Source organism: Streptomyces varsoviensis (assembly GCF_000718635.1).
Lineage (GTDB): Bacteria > Actinomycetota > Actinomycetes > Streptomycetales > Streptomycetaceae > Streptomyces > Streptomyces varsoviensis.
Map to the genome: position 1 here is coordinate 136,830 of NZ_JOBF01000007.1, position 15,325 is coordinate 152,154.

Genomic DNA, 15,325 nt, shown 5'->3' on the forward strand with positions numbered 1-15,325 from the left:
CTAAGGCCGCCCTCACGGGACGAGGAGGAGTTCCCGCATGGTGTCCAGGCCGGCGGGGCCGCTGCGCAGCGCGTGCATATGGAACTCCTTGAGGTCGAACGCGCCGCCGCGCCTGGCCCTGAGCTCGTCGCGGATGGACAGCCACAGCCGCTCCCCGAGCTTGTACGAGGGGGCCTGGCCCGGCCAGCCGAGGTAGCGGTCGATCTCGTCGACCGCGCGGGCGCTGTCGAGGAGCACCCTGGTGCGGAGGAACTCCTGGCCCAGCTCCGGGGTCCAGCGCTCCCCCTCGTGGAATCCGGTGCCGGCCGGAATCTCCAGCTCCAGGTGCATGCCGATGTCGACGACCACCCGGGCCGCGCGGAAGACGCTCTTGCTCAGCATGCCGAGCAGGTGTCCGTCGTCGAGGCGGCCGAACTCCCGCATCAGGCGCTCGGCGTAGAGCGCCCAGCCCTCGCCGTGTCCGTCGATGAAGCACAGCAGCCGCTGGAAGCGGTTGAGCGTCGGCGTCGCCACCGCCGTGCCGATTTGCAGGTGATGGCCCGGCACGCCCTCGTGGTAGACGGTGCTGGCCTCGCGCCACGTCGGTATCCGGGCCTGGTCGGCGGGCAGGGACCACCACATGGTGCCCGGCCGGCTGAAGTCGTCGGCGGGGTTGGAGTAGTAGGCGCCCAGTCCGCCGCCCGGCGGGGCGATCCGGCAGTCGAGCGTCATCAGCTCGTCCGGTATGTCGAAGTGCGTGCCGCGCAGGTCGGTCAGCGCGCGGTCGGACAGCTCCTGCGCCCACGTCCGGAACTCGGCCTGGCCGCCGACGGCGTACCGGGCGTCGGCGTCGAGCGCGTCGGCGGCCCCGGCGGGGCCGGCGCCCGGCGCGATCCGGTCGGCGACCTCGGCCAGCTCCGCCTCGATCCGGGCGAATTCGGCCCACCCCCACGCGTAGACCTCGCGCAGGTCCAGTGCGGCGCCGGTGAACTTGCGCGACCACAGCCCGTACAGCTCCGCGCCGACCGCGTCCCGCGGCGTGGCCCTCGGCGCGAGCGTGTCCCGCAGGAAGGCGCCCAGCTCGGCGTAGCCGGCCGCGGCCGCCCGCGCGCCGGCGTCGAGGTCGGCCCGCAGCGCGCCATCGACGCACGGCGCCGAGCGGGCCGAAGCGGCGAGCGTGGCGAAGAACGATCGGGGGCCGGACCAGGTCGCGCACTGCTGGTGGACGCGCCGCACCTGGCGGGCGGCCGGGAGGCGGCCCTTGTCCGCCGAGGCCAGCAGCGAGGCCCGGTAGCCGGCGAGTGCCTTCGGCACCTGGGCCAGCCGCTCGGCGATGGCCGCCCAGTCGTCGGCGGTCTCGGTGGGCATCAGGTCGAAGACCCACCGGATGTCCTGTGCCGGGCAGGCGGTCATGTTCAGCGACGCCGCCGGCAGGCCGGCCTCGTGCAGTTCGGTCTCGACGCCGATCCGCTCGCGGAAGACGGCCTTGGCGACGCGCTCGCCCTCGTCGGCCGGCTCCGCCGCCGCCATCCGGGCCAGCGCGCGGCGGGCGAGTTCGGCGCGCGCCTGGTGCCCCTCGGGGGACAGGTCGGGCAGCCGGTCGTCGTGGCCGCCGATGCCGAACTCGGTTGCCGCCAGGGGGTTCAGCCGGGCATAGCCGTCCACGTACGCGTCGCACAGGGCGTGCACGCCGGTCGTTTCGCCTGGGGTGACGGACACCGTCGACGTCTCCTTCACGAGCGGGGGGCCGGGTCCATGAGCGGCAGTACGGCCAGCGCCTTGCGGTCGACCTTGCCGGCGCGGTTGAGGGGCAGTTCGTCCAGCCACACGAAGAAGCGCGGCAGCATATGGCTCGGGAGCAGGTCGGCGAGCCGGCCGCCGATCTCCTCGTCCGGCGTCCGTTCGCCGGTGAGGACGGCGAGGAGCGCGGGGCCGCCCATGGCGTCGTCGCGGAGCAGCGCCGCGGCGTCCACGACGCCGGGGCACTCCCGCAGGGCGTGCTCGACCTCCCCGATCTCGACCCGGAAGCCCCTGATCTTGACCTGGTCGTCGATCCGGCCGAGGTAGACGTAGTCGCCGTCGGGCCCCAGGCGCACGCGGTCCCCGGTGGCGTACATCCGCGCGCCGGGCGCCTCCGCGAACGGGTCCGGCAGGAAGACCGCCGCCGTACGGCCCGGCAGCCCCAGGTAGCCGCGGGCCAGGCCGGCGCCCGCGAGGAACATCTGGCCCTCGGCGCCGGCCGGCGCGGGCCGCAGCTCCTCGTCGAGCACGTACGTCCGCACGCCGCGGACCGGCGTGCCGATCGGCACCCAGCTCGGGGTGTCGCCGACGCACCGGTACCAGGTGGCCGCGACGGACGCCTCCGTCGGGCCGTAGCCGTTGGCCACCACCAAGGGGGCGGCGTCCCCGAGCCCCTGCCCGTCGAGCTGGGAGCCGCCGGTGATGACGAGCCGCACGCCCGCCCGGGCCAGTCGCGGCAGGAGCGAGCGGCCGTAGGGCCCGAGCACGGCGGCCGGGATCTCCAGGGCCGTCACGCCGAGGGTGCGCACGGCGGCGAGCATGCGGCTCGCGGGCATGTCGTCGCCGTCGTCGATCGCCACGCAGGCGCCCGCGCACAGCGGCATCAGGATGTCGTGCATCGAGCTGTCGACCGTGGGGGCGGTCGTCCACAGCATGACGTCGTCCTCCCTGATCAGGTCGAGGTCCTCGATGGAGGCGACGATCAGGTTGGCGATCCCCTCGTGCGGCACGCCGACGATCTTGGGCCGTCCCGTCGAGCCCGACGTCGTGATCGCGTACGCCAGGTCGAGCGGGCGCGGTCCGGGCAGCGCGGACTCGTCGGCCCGGCCCGGCTCGTCGGGGCCGGAATCCTCCGGGCCCGGCTCGTCGATGAGCAGTGCCTCGGGGCACCACTCGACGGGCGCCGTGGTGAGGAGCTGGGCGCATCCGGCGTCGGCGAGCACCTCCTGGTTGCGCCGGGGCGGGTCGTCGGGGGCGAGCGGCAGGCACGCGGCGCCGGAGCGCAGCACGGCGACGAGACCGGTCAGGGCCGCGGCGCCGCGGGGGGCCAGCAGGCCCACGACGGTCCCGGGGCCCGCTCCGCCGTGTCGCAGGCGGCGGGCCAGCGCGGCCGTGGCGCGGTCGAACTCCGCGTACGTCCAAACGCGTTGCCGGGTGCGGACGGCGGGGGCGTGCGGCCGGGCGCGGACCTGCCGCGCGAAGAGGTCGACCAGGGTCGGCCCTCCCCCGTCGGTCCGGTCGCGCAGGCCGAGCGGCCGCATGTCGGTCCATACGCGGTCGATGTGGCCGAGGCACGCCTCCTCGCGGCCGGTGAACCCTTCGGCGCGCCAGCCCGCCGGGAGTTCGCGGCCGGCGGGCCAGATCGCGTGCTGCCCCTCGCCGTTCACCACGACGCCGAACTCGCGCCGCTCGTCGTCCACCATGTCGTACGCCGTCCTCTCACGCTCACGGTCCGGTCCGCTGTTCAGTTCTCGGCGCCCGCGCCCAGGGCCCAGGAGAGCGCCCGCGGGAGCATCGCCTCCCACGCGGCGTAGGTGTGGCCGCCCTCTCCGTACGCGCACTCCACGGTGTGGCCGCGGGAGGCGAGGTCCGCTCCCGTGCGCCTGGTGGCGTCCAGTTGGTCGATGCCGTTGTCGAGGATCGCCGCCGCCTCCTCGTGGCTCGCGGAGAGGAAGAACCGGGCGGGCGGGGGCTCGGCGCCGGTCGCGGGGGCGAGAGGGTGGTCGGTCAGCGGGCCCGACAGGCCCACGGCCCCCTCGAAGTTCTCCGGGCGGCGCAGCGCGGCGCGCACCGCCGTGACCGCGCCGAGGCTCGCGCCGACCGCCGTGGCCCGTCCGCCCCGCCACCGCCCGCCGAGCCGCTCGCGCAGGTACGGCACCAGCTCGTCGGCGAGCAGGTCGACGAACGCGTCGTCGAGCAGTTCCCGGTTGCGGGCCGCCCACTCGGTGGGGCTCACGAACAGCGCGGCCGTCGCCGGAATCCGGCCCTCCAGGGTCAGTTGTGCCAGGATCGCCGGCAGCCGCATGACGTCGACGAAGTCGGAGCCGTCGAGCACGATCAGCGTCCGCTCGACGGCCTGAGGCTCACCGGCGGGAAGGAACAGGTCGAGTCGGCGGGTTCCGGTGAACAGTCGCCCGCTCCACCGCAGTTGGGCGACGCTGTCCTCACGGAAGGCGGTGCCGGGGCCCGGGGCGCTCTCCCGCAGGACCGCGGCGGCGTAGTCGGCGGGGGTGCGGTGCGCCATCATCAGCCGCATCGGGACCTCGCGGCCGAGCAGCCGCCGGATCGCGGCGGTCGCGCGCGGCACGAGCAGGGAGTGGCCGCCCTGTGCGAAGAAGTCCGCGGTGGCGGGCACCGGCCGGCCGAGCACTTCGGACCATGCCTCGGCCACCCGCGCCTGAAGCCCGGTCGTCGGCGCGGCGTCCGGCTCGGCCGCGGCGACGGGCGGCAGGGCGGCGCGGTCCACCTTGTTGTGGGCCGTGAACGGGATGCGCGGCACCTCGACGACATGGTCGGGGAGCATGTAGGCGGGCAGCGTGGCGCCGAGCCCGCGGCGCAGCGCGGCCGCGTCCACCGGCTCGGTCGCCACGACGTACGCGACGAGGGCCGGGCCGGTGGCCAGTTCGGTCCGCAGGACGACGCACGAGGTGATGCCGGGCTCGCGCAGCAGGGCGTGCTCGATCTCGCTCGTCTCGATGCGGAAGCCGCGGATCTTCACCTGTGTGTCGCCGCGGCCGAGGAAGTCGACAGCGCCGCCCGGCAGATACCGCCCGAGGTCCCCGGTGCGGTACATCCGGGAGCCGGGCGGCCCGTACGGGTCGGGCACGAACGCCTCGGCCGTCGCGCCGGGGCGCCCGTGGTAGCCGCGGGCCAGCCCGTCGCCGGCGAGGTGGATCTCGCCCCGCGTGCCGACCGCCGCGGGCCGCAGATTCCGGTCCAGCACGTAGACGCGCGTGTGCGGTATGGCGTGGCCGAGGGGCACCCGGCCCGCCCAGGAGCCGTCGTGGCACACGGTGGCCAGCACCGTGCACTCGGTGGGCCCGTAGGACGCGGTGACACGGCAACCGGGCAGCGCCTCGCGGGCCGCGGCGAAGCTCTTCGGGTTGACCACATCGCCGCCGACGATCAGTTGACGCAGTCCGGCGAGCGTCCCGATGCCGCGCTCCACCAGCAGGTCGAGCTGCGGGGAGACCAACTTGAGGGTGGTGACGCCGTGTTCGCGCACCACCCGGTCCAGGTCGTCGAGCAGGGTTCCGGTGCCGGTGACCACCGCGCAGCCGCCGTGGGCCAGCGGGGTCCACTCCAGGACGGCGACGTCGAACGTGAGCGGCCCGCACTGCAGGAAGACGGCGCCGGGGCCGATGTCGAGATAGCCGGGCGCGCCCGCCGTCAGCCTGCTGAGCGCCCGGTGCGTGACCGCCACCGACTTGGGCGTCCCCGTCGAGCCCGATGTCGAGATGAGGTAGGCGAGGTTGTCGGGCCGCGCGGCGGGCGGCGGGTTCCCGCGGTCGTAGCCGCTGAGATCGGGCCCCTCGGAGCCGCCGTACACCAGGGTCGGCACCGTTCCCGCCGGGAGCCGGTCGCGCAGCGCGGGGCTGACGACGGCGAGGACCGCGTCGGCGTCCGCCAGCAGGCGGCGCAGCCGGGCGGCCGGGTGGCCCGGGTCGAGCGGGAGGTAGGCGGCGCCGGTCTTGGCGATGGCGAGCAGCACCACGAACCGCTCGACGGTGGTGTCCAGGGCGACGGCGACGACCCGTTCGGGCCCCGCGCCGAGCGTGCGCAGGTGCCGGGCCAGCCGGTTCGCGCGCGCGTTGAGCTCCCCGTACGAGAGCACTCCCGCCGCGCCGGCCACGGCCGGGGCCGACGGGCGGCGCGCGGCCTGTGCCTGTACGCGCTCGACGATCGTGGCGTCCGGGGCCGGTGTCGGGTCGTTGCCGCCGTGCAGCAGCTTGCGTTCGGCCTCGGTCACCAGCGTCATCTCGCGCAGCGCCGTTCGGGGGTTCGCCACGCCCTGTTCGAGCAGCCGGATGTAGCCCGCCGCGAGTGCGGCGATCGGCTCCTCGTCGAACAGCTCCGAGCGGTAGACGAACGTGGCGCGCAGCCGGCCGTCGACGACCTGGGTGGTGAGCGACAGGTCGAAGCGGGCGGTCACCGGCAGTTCGGGGTACCACCACGTCGGCGCGTTCTCCGCCTCGGCGAGGCTCACCCGGTCGCCCGCGTGGTTCATCACGACGTCGAAGAGCGGGTTGCGCCCGGCGTCATGGCCGGCGCCGAGCTGTTCGAAGGGCACGTCCTGGTCGGCTTCGGCCGCCAGCCAGGCGTCCCGGGTGCGGGTCACGATGTCGCGGAAGGTCGGCGCGTGTCCGGACAGGTCGACCCGCAGCGCCACGGTGTTGACGAAGAAGCCGACCAGATCCCGCAGATCGGGGTGCGGGCGGTCGGAGATGACCGCGCCGATGACGATGTCGTCCTGGCCGCTGACCGCGCCCAGCGCGGTGACCAGCGCCGCCGTCATCACGATCGCCGGGGTCGCGCGGGCCCGCCAGGCCATCGCGGTCATCGCCGAGGTGGCTTCCTCGGAGAGTTCCACGACGACGGCGCGGCCCGCCGTGTCGTGCGCCGCCGACCGGGGGCGGTCCAGCGGGAGCTCCAGCCGTTCGCTGCCCCGTAGCGCCTCCGTGCCGCGCTCCAGCCGGGGCCGCAGGGCGCCGCTCTCCAGGAAGCGGCGCTGCCAGCGCGCGTAGTCGCCGTACTGGACGGCGAGGGCCGGCAGACGCGGCTCCCGGCCCGCCCGTGCGGCCTCGTACAGCGCGAAGAGGTCCCGTGCGAACACGTCCATGGACCAGCGGTCCGTGACGATGTGGTGCATGGCGGTCCAGACGGCGGGTCCGCCGTCCGGTTCCGCCACGACGATCCGGAGCAGTGGCGGGCGCGCGAGGTCGAACGGTTCGCGAACCGCCCGGTCCACCGCGGCCCGCCAGTCCTTCCCGGCCCAGGTGACGGGGGTGTCGAGCTCGTCGGCCACCTCCTGCGCCGTGGTGCCGTCCGGTCGCAGGACGAACCTGGTGCGCAGGATCGCGTGTCTGCGCACCAGTCCCGCCACCGCGGTGGACAGCGCCGCGCGGTCCACCCCGTCCGGGAACCGCCAGCCGCCGGTGATGTGGTACTCGTGCGAGGCGTTCGACTGGTGCAGCCACCACAGGCGTTCCTGCCCCGCCGACAGCGGGGCCTCGGCGGTGGAACCGCGGACCAGTGGAAAGGGGTTCGTCGGGCGTGGCTCGGATGTGGGCATGACGGGCTGTGCGTCCCTTCGGGCGGGGAAGGTGGGGCGGAGGGGGCTCCGGGGCCCGGCCGTCAGCGCTCGGCCAGGACGCCCTCCAGCGCCGCGTCGACGGCCTCGGTGATGGACGCCACCGTGCGGAACGTCGATTCCTTGAGGACCTCCTCCGGCAGCTCGACGTCGAAGGTCTCCTCGATGCTCAGCATGAGCCCCAGGCACGTCAGCGACGTCATGCCCAGGTCCCACAGGTTGTCGTCGTCCTTCAACTGGAGGCCGTGGGCGACGAAGTTGAGCTGCTGGTCGATGAGCTTCCTGACGATGCTCGGGGTGGACGCGTCGGTCATCGCGCGTCACCGCTTCCGACCCGCGCCGTCTCCGGTCGCGGTGTGCTGGTCCCCCCGTGCTTGCGCAGATAGCGGGAGACCCTGCGGGCGCCGCGCAGGCTGCCCTGGGTGTACCAGAGGATGTCCGGGCCGAGCGCGTAGTCGATATTGAGCTGGTCGTACAACTGGACGCACCTGGTGCGGTAGTACTCCGTGAGCTGCGGGGTCGTCATCTGCGGGGCGGCCTCCGCGCCCGTCTCGAACCACGCGGCGAGGTTGTGCTCGACGTACTCGTTGATCGACCACTCGACCGTCCGGGTGGCGATCGGCTCCCGGGTCGGCGAGAACATGGGGTCGATGATGCCCGGCTTGCCCTGGAGCTCGTTCGCCACGTGCTCGGCCAGCAGCGGCGCGCAGTGGAAGCCGTCGCGGTAGGTGCCGGTCATGAGGTAGAGCCCGGCGGGCGGCAGCCAGCCGATCAGCGGGAAGCCGTCGAGGGTCACCGGGCGGTTCCCGGAGAGCCACCGCAGGACCTCGTGGCTCGCGGCCCGCTCGTCGAGCTGCTGCATCGAGTACTGGGCGAGGAAGCGGACGTCGGCCATCCAGGTGACGCCGGAGATGGTGTCCACGAGCCGGTTGGTGGCGCCGTAGTACTCCAGCCCGCCGCCCTGCGGCACGACATGCAGCCCGCAGGCGAATCCGCGGTTCGGGGTCCGGACGACGCTGCGGAACGGATCGCCGCCGGAGCGCCGTGCGATCATCGCGAAGCCGAGTCCGGGGAACGTGGGGACCAGGTCGATGTCCTCGGACACGGTCCGCACCAGGGCCTCGCTCTGGATGCCGGCGGCCACGACGACGTTCTGGCCCTCGATGACGCGGCCGTCCTCCAGCTCGACGCCGGTGACGACGTCGTCGCTGCTCACGAGCCTGCTCACGGTCGCGTCCACGAAGCTGACGCCCGCGGCGCGCAGCTTGCGCTCCAGCGCCTCCATCACGCCCCGGGCGTCCACGGCGCCTTCGGTCGGCAGGTGCATGGTGCTCAGCGACCTGGTGTCGAGGCGGGGGTTGAAGCCGGGGATGTCGTGCGGGTCCACCTCCTGCCACGGCTTGTCGTACTCGTCGAGCGCCGCGCGTATCGCCTGGTAGTTGACGGTGTCGAGCTCACCGCCGATCGAGTTGAGCACGACGTGCGTGTCGGGGGCGCTCAGCAGCGGCCGTCCCGTCCGGGAGAACTCCTCCAGGCCGTCGAGGACGGCGGGCCACCGGTCGTGGGCAGCGACGCCGAGTTCGAACCGCACGCGGGAGGCGTCGGTGCGTAACGACTCGGTCGTCGTCTCACCGAAGCAGCCGAGCATCGCTCCGGCGGCTCGGCTGGCCCCCGTTTCGCTGGTGCTCGGGCCGACGATGGCGATGGAGCCCGCGCCCCGTTCTGTCAGCTCCTGGGCCAGGAAAAGACCCAGGGCGCCGTTTCCGACGATTACGAGTTCGGCTTGCTGCGGCCTTTCGGCGCTTTCGGATACCATTTCGCGAGAAACTCCCCATTGGCTCGGGTGACAGCCCGGTATTCGCGCATGGCGGAGCGTGCCCAGATGCCACCGCACAAGGATTCCCCGGGAACAGGGCCGGACTGCGGAAAGGAAGCGCAATTCTCCTGGAGATCACGCCAGGGTGACGGAGAAGCGCCGATGTTCCATAAACAGAGGTATGGAAACCTATGACCGATCGATCGCTGACCAGAGTTTGATCTTCACTTGTCCCCCGCTTCAGATCGCACATCTCGCCCGATGTGTCGGTGCGGACGGGGAAGCGCGCGCACAAGGGTGCGATTCACCGCCTCGCAATGACGAGAACCGTACCCAGCAGACTCTGGAGTACGCAACCATTTGGCTGGGACGAAGAGTTTTTTAAACGGATCTGAAACGTCCGCAATGGCCGCGGCAGTAAATGGACGTCAACAATCCGCGAGCGCGAGCAGGGGAAAGCGCGCACCGCGGGCCGGGCGCCTCGACCGCCGAATGCGGACGGCTGGTGCCCGGGCCGAGCACCAGCCGTCCGCGTCCATCCGTCCCTCACCATGCCGTCGCGAGGGGCCGCCCTACGGAGGGCTGGGCCGCGCCTCCTCGTCCGCCGCTGCGGCCGGCTCCGCTGCCGCCGAGGCTCCGGGCTCCGCGGCCTCCGGCGGCTCCCCGGGCCGCTCCGGCGGGGCCGGGGCGCGCCGGCTCGGCAGGCAGAGCTGCGCCGAGATCAGCCCCGCGACGCCCACGGTCGCCCACAGCGCCCACTCGTCGAGGGCGTAGATCGCACCGCCGACGAGCGGCCCGACGCCGGTGCCGAAGGTGAAGGCGGCGCCGTACAGGCCCTGGTAGCGGCCGACCATGTTGGGCGGGGACATGCCGCCCAGGTGGGCGTTGGCCACGGACGAATACATCATCTCGCCGAGCGACCAGAGCACCACGGTGGCGCACAGCAGGACCATGTTCGTCGCGAGGCCGGTCAGCGCGAGGCCGACGCCGGTGAACAGGTTGCCGACCGCCAGGACGTACGCGGCCCGGCGCTTCACGACGAGGCCGGCGATGGGCAGTTCGAAGAGCAGGACGAGCACCCCGTTGAGACCGATCAGCAGCCCGAGGTCGGACGCCGTCAGCCCGCTGGAGGTGACGTGCAGGGGCAGGCCGACCGTCGACTGGATGTAGACGAACTCGGCGATCACCGTCATGACCAGGAACCGGCGCAGTCTGCGGTCCGCGAGCGCCTGCCGGTAGCCCGCTTCCTCCACCGGAGCGGCGGATCCGCCGCCGTCCTCCTGGCCCCCGCCGGACCCGGCGGGCGGCGCGTCGCGCAGGAGCAGCAGCCCGAGCACGCCGAAGAGCAGGCAGGCGGCGGCGTTGCCGAGGAACAGCTCCGTGTACGAGTTGGTCGCCAGCCAGCCGCCGACGAAGCCGCCGACGGCGGCGCCGATGTTCATGGCGAACCGGAAGACCGCGAAGGCGGCCACCCGCTGCTGGTTGGTCGTCACGGAGTCCACCAGCAGGGCCGAGGCCGCCGGCCGGTAGAGCTGTGAGGCGACCCCGACGAGGCCGACCACGACGATGTTCAGGAACAACGTGTTCAGCGCCGGTACGAGGGCCGTCAGCACGGCGGAGGTGACGCCCGAGAGCGCGATGGTCCAGCGTCTGCCGAGCCTGTCGGCGAGGTATCCGCCGACGGCGTTGCCGAGCACGTTGCCCACCCCGGCGGCGCCGAGCACCAGCCCGGCGAGCCCCGCCGAGTAGCCCTGATTGGTGGTCAGGTACAGGACGATGAAGACCGGCAGGAAGTTGCCGCACCGGTTGACGAGGATGCCGAGGCTGACGACCCACACCCGCGCCGGCAGCTCGCGCAGGGTGTGCAGGAACGGCGGCTCCTCGCCCTCCGGCCGCTCGGTGGCCGCGGTGCTCACGTGACCGGCTCCACCTGGATCCGCACCGCCGCGAGCAGCCGCTCGCAGTGGGCGATCGCCTCGTCGGCGCTCGCGCCCCGGGCGATGACGTGACCGACGCGGCTCTCGTTCCAGGAGAGCGGCGGGATCTCGTCCCCGGGCCGGACCGAGACGACCAGGTCGTACAGCGCGGGGTCGGCGGCCACTTCCTCGACGCCGGTCACCGCCGTCACCCGCCCCGGCGGCGGGGTGAGGAAGCGGATCGCCGAGCCCGCCACCGGGGCCGGGGAGCGGCGGAGCGGTTCGAGCAGGCCGAAGGGGGCGGCGAGCGCGTAGCGTTCCATGTCGACGCCGTAGGCGATCTCGGTCAGGTCGTTGATCCGGTCGCCTCCCACGCGGTTGTGCGACTCGATGATCGCCGGGCCCCGCGAGGTCAGCTTGACCTCGGTGTGCGCGGGGCCGTCGCGCAGCCCGACCGCGTCGAGGAACTTCACCACCAGCTCCTCCGCCTCGCGCAGCAGCGGCTCCGGGTGACGGCTCGGCTGGGAGTGGCCGGTCTCGATGAAGCCCGTGTCGGTGCTGAGCTTGTCGGTCGTCGCGACGAGGACGTGGCGCCCGTCGAAGCTCAGCGTCTCGACGCTGAGTTCGGGGCCGTCCAGGTACTCCTCCATCAGGAACCGGTCGAGGTCCCCGGCCAGGTCCTTCGCGTCGAGCTGCTTGCTCAGGGCGTGGAAGCGCTCCACGACTTGCGCCACGTCCGACTCGTCGCGCACCGCGAAGATGCCGATGCTGCCGGCCTCGTCGATCGGCTTCACCACCACCGGCACCCCGTTGGCCTCGATGAACGCCCGCAGGTCCTGCTCGGTCCTGCCCACCTCGGCGGCGACCGGGCTGATGCCCAGCGCGTTGAGACGCCGGCGCATGCGGGACTTGTCCAGCAGCAGCTCCACCGTCTCCAGCGAATTCCCGCCGAGTCCGAGCGCGTTGTCGATCTTCGCCGCGGGCAGGAGTCCGAGTTCCCACAGCGAGATGACCGCCTGGAACGGGAAGCTCTGATGCAGCGACCGCACCAGCGGCAGAATGCGTTCCGTATCGGCGTAGTCGACGAGCAGCGCCTGATCGACATACGGCCAGTGGGCCCGGTCGTACTCGTCCGGATTCTGGATATACACCACGCTCAGCCCGAGTTCGTGAGCCTTCCGGGCGAACTTGGGCGCTCCCCCGACCACGGCGATTGTCGGCCGCCCGTCGGCCGGGCCTTGTTCTGCGGTCGGAGGTCCGGCGGGCTTGGGGTCAGGTAACACGGAGAACCTCTCTCACAATTCGGTGATGGTGCGGGCGCGAAAACCGGGGGTGAGCACGGGATTCGGGGCGATGTCCGGGGAACCCCGACGCCACCGCGGTGTCCTCCGCCCATGGAATGCGGGATTCCAGGTGTGCTGCGTGCCCGCCGTCGACCGGGCAATTCACGGCCCCCCACGCCGAATCCCCCTCCCCGGCCATGAATGTACTCTGGCGCGGGTCGGGCTGGTAGAGCAGAGTTCCCAGCGGGCGGGGCCCGAAAGCGGCCGCCGTGAGGCCGCCGGGCGTGCTATGGCGCGGGTTCTCCGAGGGCACGGGCGCCGTGCGGGTTCTCCGAGGGCACGGGTTCCGAGGGCGCGCGTGCCGTGCGGGGGCGCCGTCAGGGGGGCGTCGGCAGCCGGCCCTCGATCGCCTCGCGCAGCGCGCGGGCGCGGCGGTCGTCGTAGCCGGCGAGGAGGGCGTGCGCCGCCCGCCAGTGCGCGTACGCCCGCTCCGGCGCCGTCACCTCGACCGCCGCGGCGAGCCCGTCGAGCGCCAGGGCCTCGTGCCACGGTTCGGGGATCTCGTGGAAGACGGCGGCGGCGCGCCCGTACAGCTCGACTGCCTCCTCGCGGCGGCCGAGCCGCCGGCCCGCGGCGGCCATGCCGCACCAGGCGAGCGCCTGGTGGAAGGCGTTGCCGAAGCGGTGGTAGATCTCGGCCGTGCGCCGGTAGGCGGCCAGCGCGTCGCCGGGCCGCCCGTCGGCCAGGTGGGCGGCGCCGAGGGCCAGCGAGCGGAACCCCTCCGAGGAGGTCTGGCGCAGCGAGACGGCGATGTCCACGCTCCGCCGCGCCGATGCCACGGCCGCCGCCGCCTCGCCCCGGTCGCGTTGGACGGTGCTGAGGACGCGCAGTCCGGCGCCCTCGCCGCGGAGGTCGCCGGAGGTGCGGTGGATCTCGACGGCCTGCCGGACTGCCGTGTCCGCCGCCGCCAGGCGGAGCGCCTCGGCGTGCGCCTCGGCGAGGTTGACCAGGGTGGTGGCGAGAGCGCCGGTGTCGCCGAGTTCGCGGTGGACGGCGCATGCCCGCTCGAACCAGTCGGCGGCGGCGTCGAGCCGTCGGCGGCGCAGTTGGTCGAGGCCGAGGGCGTTGAGGGAGGCCGCCTCGGCGGGCCGGTCGCCCAGTTCACGGCGGAGGAGGAGCGAGCGGCGGTGGCACTCCTCGCTCTCGGCGAAGCGGCGTTCGTCGGACAGGGCCTTGCCGAGGTGGCCGAGGAGGGCGGCCTCGGCGGCGCGGTCGCCGAGCCGGCGGGCGGCGGCGAGCCCGAGGCGGGCCACCTCGATCCATTCGGACACCGGGATCGCGTGCAGCCGGTTGAGCCACAGGACGGCGGCCAACTGCCAGACCAGGTCGTCGAATCCGGCCTCCGCCGCGGCGTGCACCCCGGCCAGGATGTTCGCCTGTTCGCGTTCGTACCAGTCCTTGGCCTGGTGGTAGCCGTCGAAGGAGAGCGGCACGACATCCTCGTCGGCCGGGGCTGGCGGCAGCCGGAGGGCGTTCGGCATGAGCTGGACGTGGGCGGCATTGGCGGTGCGCAGGTACCACGTCAGCACGCGCCGCAGGGCCGCCTCCCGCTCGTCCGCCGGGTCGTGGGCCCGGGCCCGTACGGCCGCGTAGGCGAACAGCAGGTCGTGGAGCTCGTACCGGTCCGGGCCGGTCTCGCGCACCAGGTACGCGCCGGCCAGGGTGTCGAGCAGCCGACGGGTCCGCGCGAGGGGGGCGGCGGCGAGCGCGGCGGCGGCGTGCGGGCTGAACTCGGGGCCCGGGAGGACGCCGATCAGCCGGAACAGGCGGGCGGCGGGCTCGGGCAGGGCCTGGTAGGACGAGGCGAAGACGGTACGGACCGCCTCCGCCTCCTCGTCGTCGCCAGTGCTCAGGGCGTCCCACAGTGAGGTCTCGTCGCGCAGTTCGGCGATCAGGTCGTCGAGGTCCAGATGGGGATGGCTGACGGCCCGTTCGGCGAGCAGCCGGAGCGCCAGCGGCAGTCCGACGCACAGCCGGGCCAGTTCCGCCAGCCGCTCGGCGTCGTCCCCGGAGCGGGCGCCGGAGACGACGGCGCGCAGCAGGGCGACGGCGTCCGCCTCGGCGAGGGTTTCGAGCGGCAGCCGGATCGCGCCGTCGCGCACCGCGAGGCCGGAGAGGCGGTCCTGGCTGGTGACGAGGGTCAGGCAGCCAGGGCCGCCGGGCAGCAGGGGGCGGACCTGGGCGGCCGTGGCCGCGTTGTCGAGGACGATGAGGACGCGCCGTCCGACGAGGTGGGAGCGGTAGACGGCCGCGGCGGCCTCCGGGTCGGAGGGGATGGACGCGGCGGGGACGCCGAGGGCGAACAGGAAGCGGTGCAGGGCCTCCGCGGCCGACAGCGGCGTGCCGGGGCCGTGCCCGCGCAGGTTCACGTAGAGCTGTCCGTCGGGGAAGCGGTCCACGACGCGGTGCGCCCAGCGCAGGGCGAGCGAGGTCTTGCCGACGCCGCCCGTGCCCGCGATCACGATGACGGGGATGACGGGGCGTGCCCCCTTTTCGGTCTCTTCGGTCTCTTCGGTCTCTTCGGTCTCTTCGGTCTCTTCGGTCTCTTCGGTCTCTTCGGTCTCTTCGGCGTCCAGGAGCGCGCCGAGGCGCTCCAGTTCCGCCGCTCGGTCGACGAACACGCGGATGTCCGCCGGGAGTTGGCGCGGGACGACGGCCGGGGCGGGGTAGGCCGGGCCGGTGTGGTGGAGGTGGAGGCCGCCGGTGATGTCCCGGGCCTGCACCACCTGGCCGGCGACGCCGGACATGGTGGAGCGGGTGTCCCCGGCGGTCCCGGGGGCCCGGTCGGCGCCGTCCGGCGCGCCGTCCCGCGGCTCGCGTGCCGTCCCCTCGTCGATGGCGCACCCCTTTGTGTCGTGGTGAGCACCGGCCAGCCTACCCAGCGGGGCCGGCGTGCGGGGGCCATCGCGCCGCCCGTCCCGCGCCGCCGACCGCCGCCGCC

8 protein-coding genes are annotated in these 15,325 nt (G+C 73.6%); all 8 read right to left on the minus strand.

Annotated features, from left to right (window positions below; all coding sequences use genetic code 11):
* Positions 1-12: 12 nt before the first annotated feature.
* A complete protein-coding gene (locus IF55_RS12985; RefSeq protein WP_037963886.1) occupies positions 13-1,698 on the minus strand; it encodes a DUF885 domain-containing protein in 1,686 nt (561 codons plus the stop codon).
* Between the two features lie 14 nt (positions 1,699-1,712).
* Positions 1,713-3,422: an amino acid adenylation domain-containing protein gene (locus IF55_RS12990; RefSeq protein ID WP_030880062.1), complete on the minus strand. Its 1,710-nt coding sequence runs from the start codon at positions 3,420-3,422 to the stop codon at positions 1,713-1,715.
* Positions 3,423-3,463: 41 nt separating this feature from the next.
* On the minus strand, positions 3,464-7,291 hold the full coding sequence (locus IF55_RS12995) for a non-ribosomal peptide synthetase (RefSeq protein ID WP_030880066.1): 3,828 nt from the start codon (positions 7,289-7,291) through the stop codon (positions 3,464-3,466).
* A 62-nt stretch (positions 7,292-7,353) separates the two neighbouring features.
* Positions 7,354-7,623, minus strand: coding sequence for a phosphopantetheine-binding protein (locus IF55_RS13000; RefSeq protein ID WP_048831920.1), 270 nt, complete (start codon positions 7,621-7,623; stop codon positions 7,354-7,356).
* On the minus strand, positions 7,620-9,125 hold the full coding sequence (locus IF55_RS13005; RefSeq protein WP_048831921.1) for an NAD(P)/FAD-dependent oxidoreductase: 1,506 nt from the start codon (positions 9,123-9,125) through the stop codon (positions 7,620-7,622). Before IF55_RS13005 ends, IF55_RS13000 begins: the two co-directional genes overlap by 4 nt.
* 572 nt (positions 9,126-9,697) lie before the next feature.
* A complete protein-coding gene (locus IF55_RS13010) occupies positions 9,698-11,041 on the minus strand; it encodes an MFS transporter (RefSeq protein WP_063763962.1) in 1,344 nt (447 codons plus the stop codon).
* Entirely contained in the window at positions 11,038-12,249 is a 1,212-nt protein-coding gene (locus tag IF55_RS13015; protein ID WP_245661178.1) for an ATP-grasp domain-containing protein, read from the minus strand. Before IF55_RS13015 ends, IF55_RS13010 begins: the two co-directional genes overlap by 4 nt.
* 452 nt (positions 12,250-12,701) lie before the next feature.
* Positions 12,702-15,131, minus strand: coding sequence for an ATP-binding protein (locus IF55_RS13020; RefSeq protein WP_063763963.1), 2,430 nt, complete (start codon positions 15,129-15,131; stop codon positions 12,702-12,704).
* Between the last annotated feature and the right edge of the window lie 194 nt (positions 15,132-15,325).

Excerpts from the sequence above, each read along its gene's own strand:
- IF55_RS12990 (WP_030880062.1), bottom strand. The coding sequence starts at position 3,422 with ATGGTGGACGACGAGCGGCGCGAGTTCGGCGTCGTGGTGAACGGCGAG.
- IF55_RS12995 (WP_030880066.1), bottom strand. The coding sequence starts at position 7,291 with ATGCCCACATCCGAGCCACGCCCGACGAACCCCTTTCCACTGGTCCGC.
- IF55_RS13000 (WP_048831920.1), bottom strand. The coding sequence starts at position 7,623 with ATGACCGACGCGTCCACCCCGAGCATCGTCAGGAAGCTCATCGACCAG.
- IF55_RS13005 (WP_048831921.1), bottom strand. The coding sequence starts at position 9,125 with ATGGTATCCGAAAGCGCCGAAAGGCCGCAGCAAGCCGAACTCGTAATC.
- IF55_RS13020 (WP_063763963.1), bottom strand. The coding sequence starts at position 15,131 with ATGTCCGGCGTCGCCGGCCAGGTGGTGCAGGCCCGGGACATCACCGGC.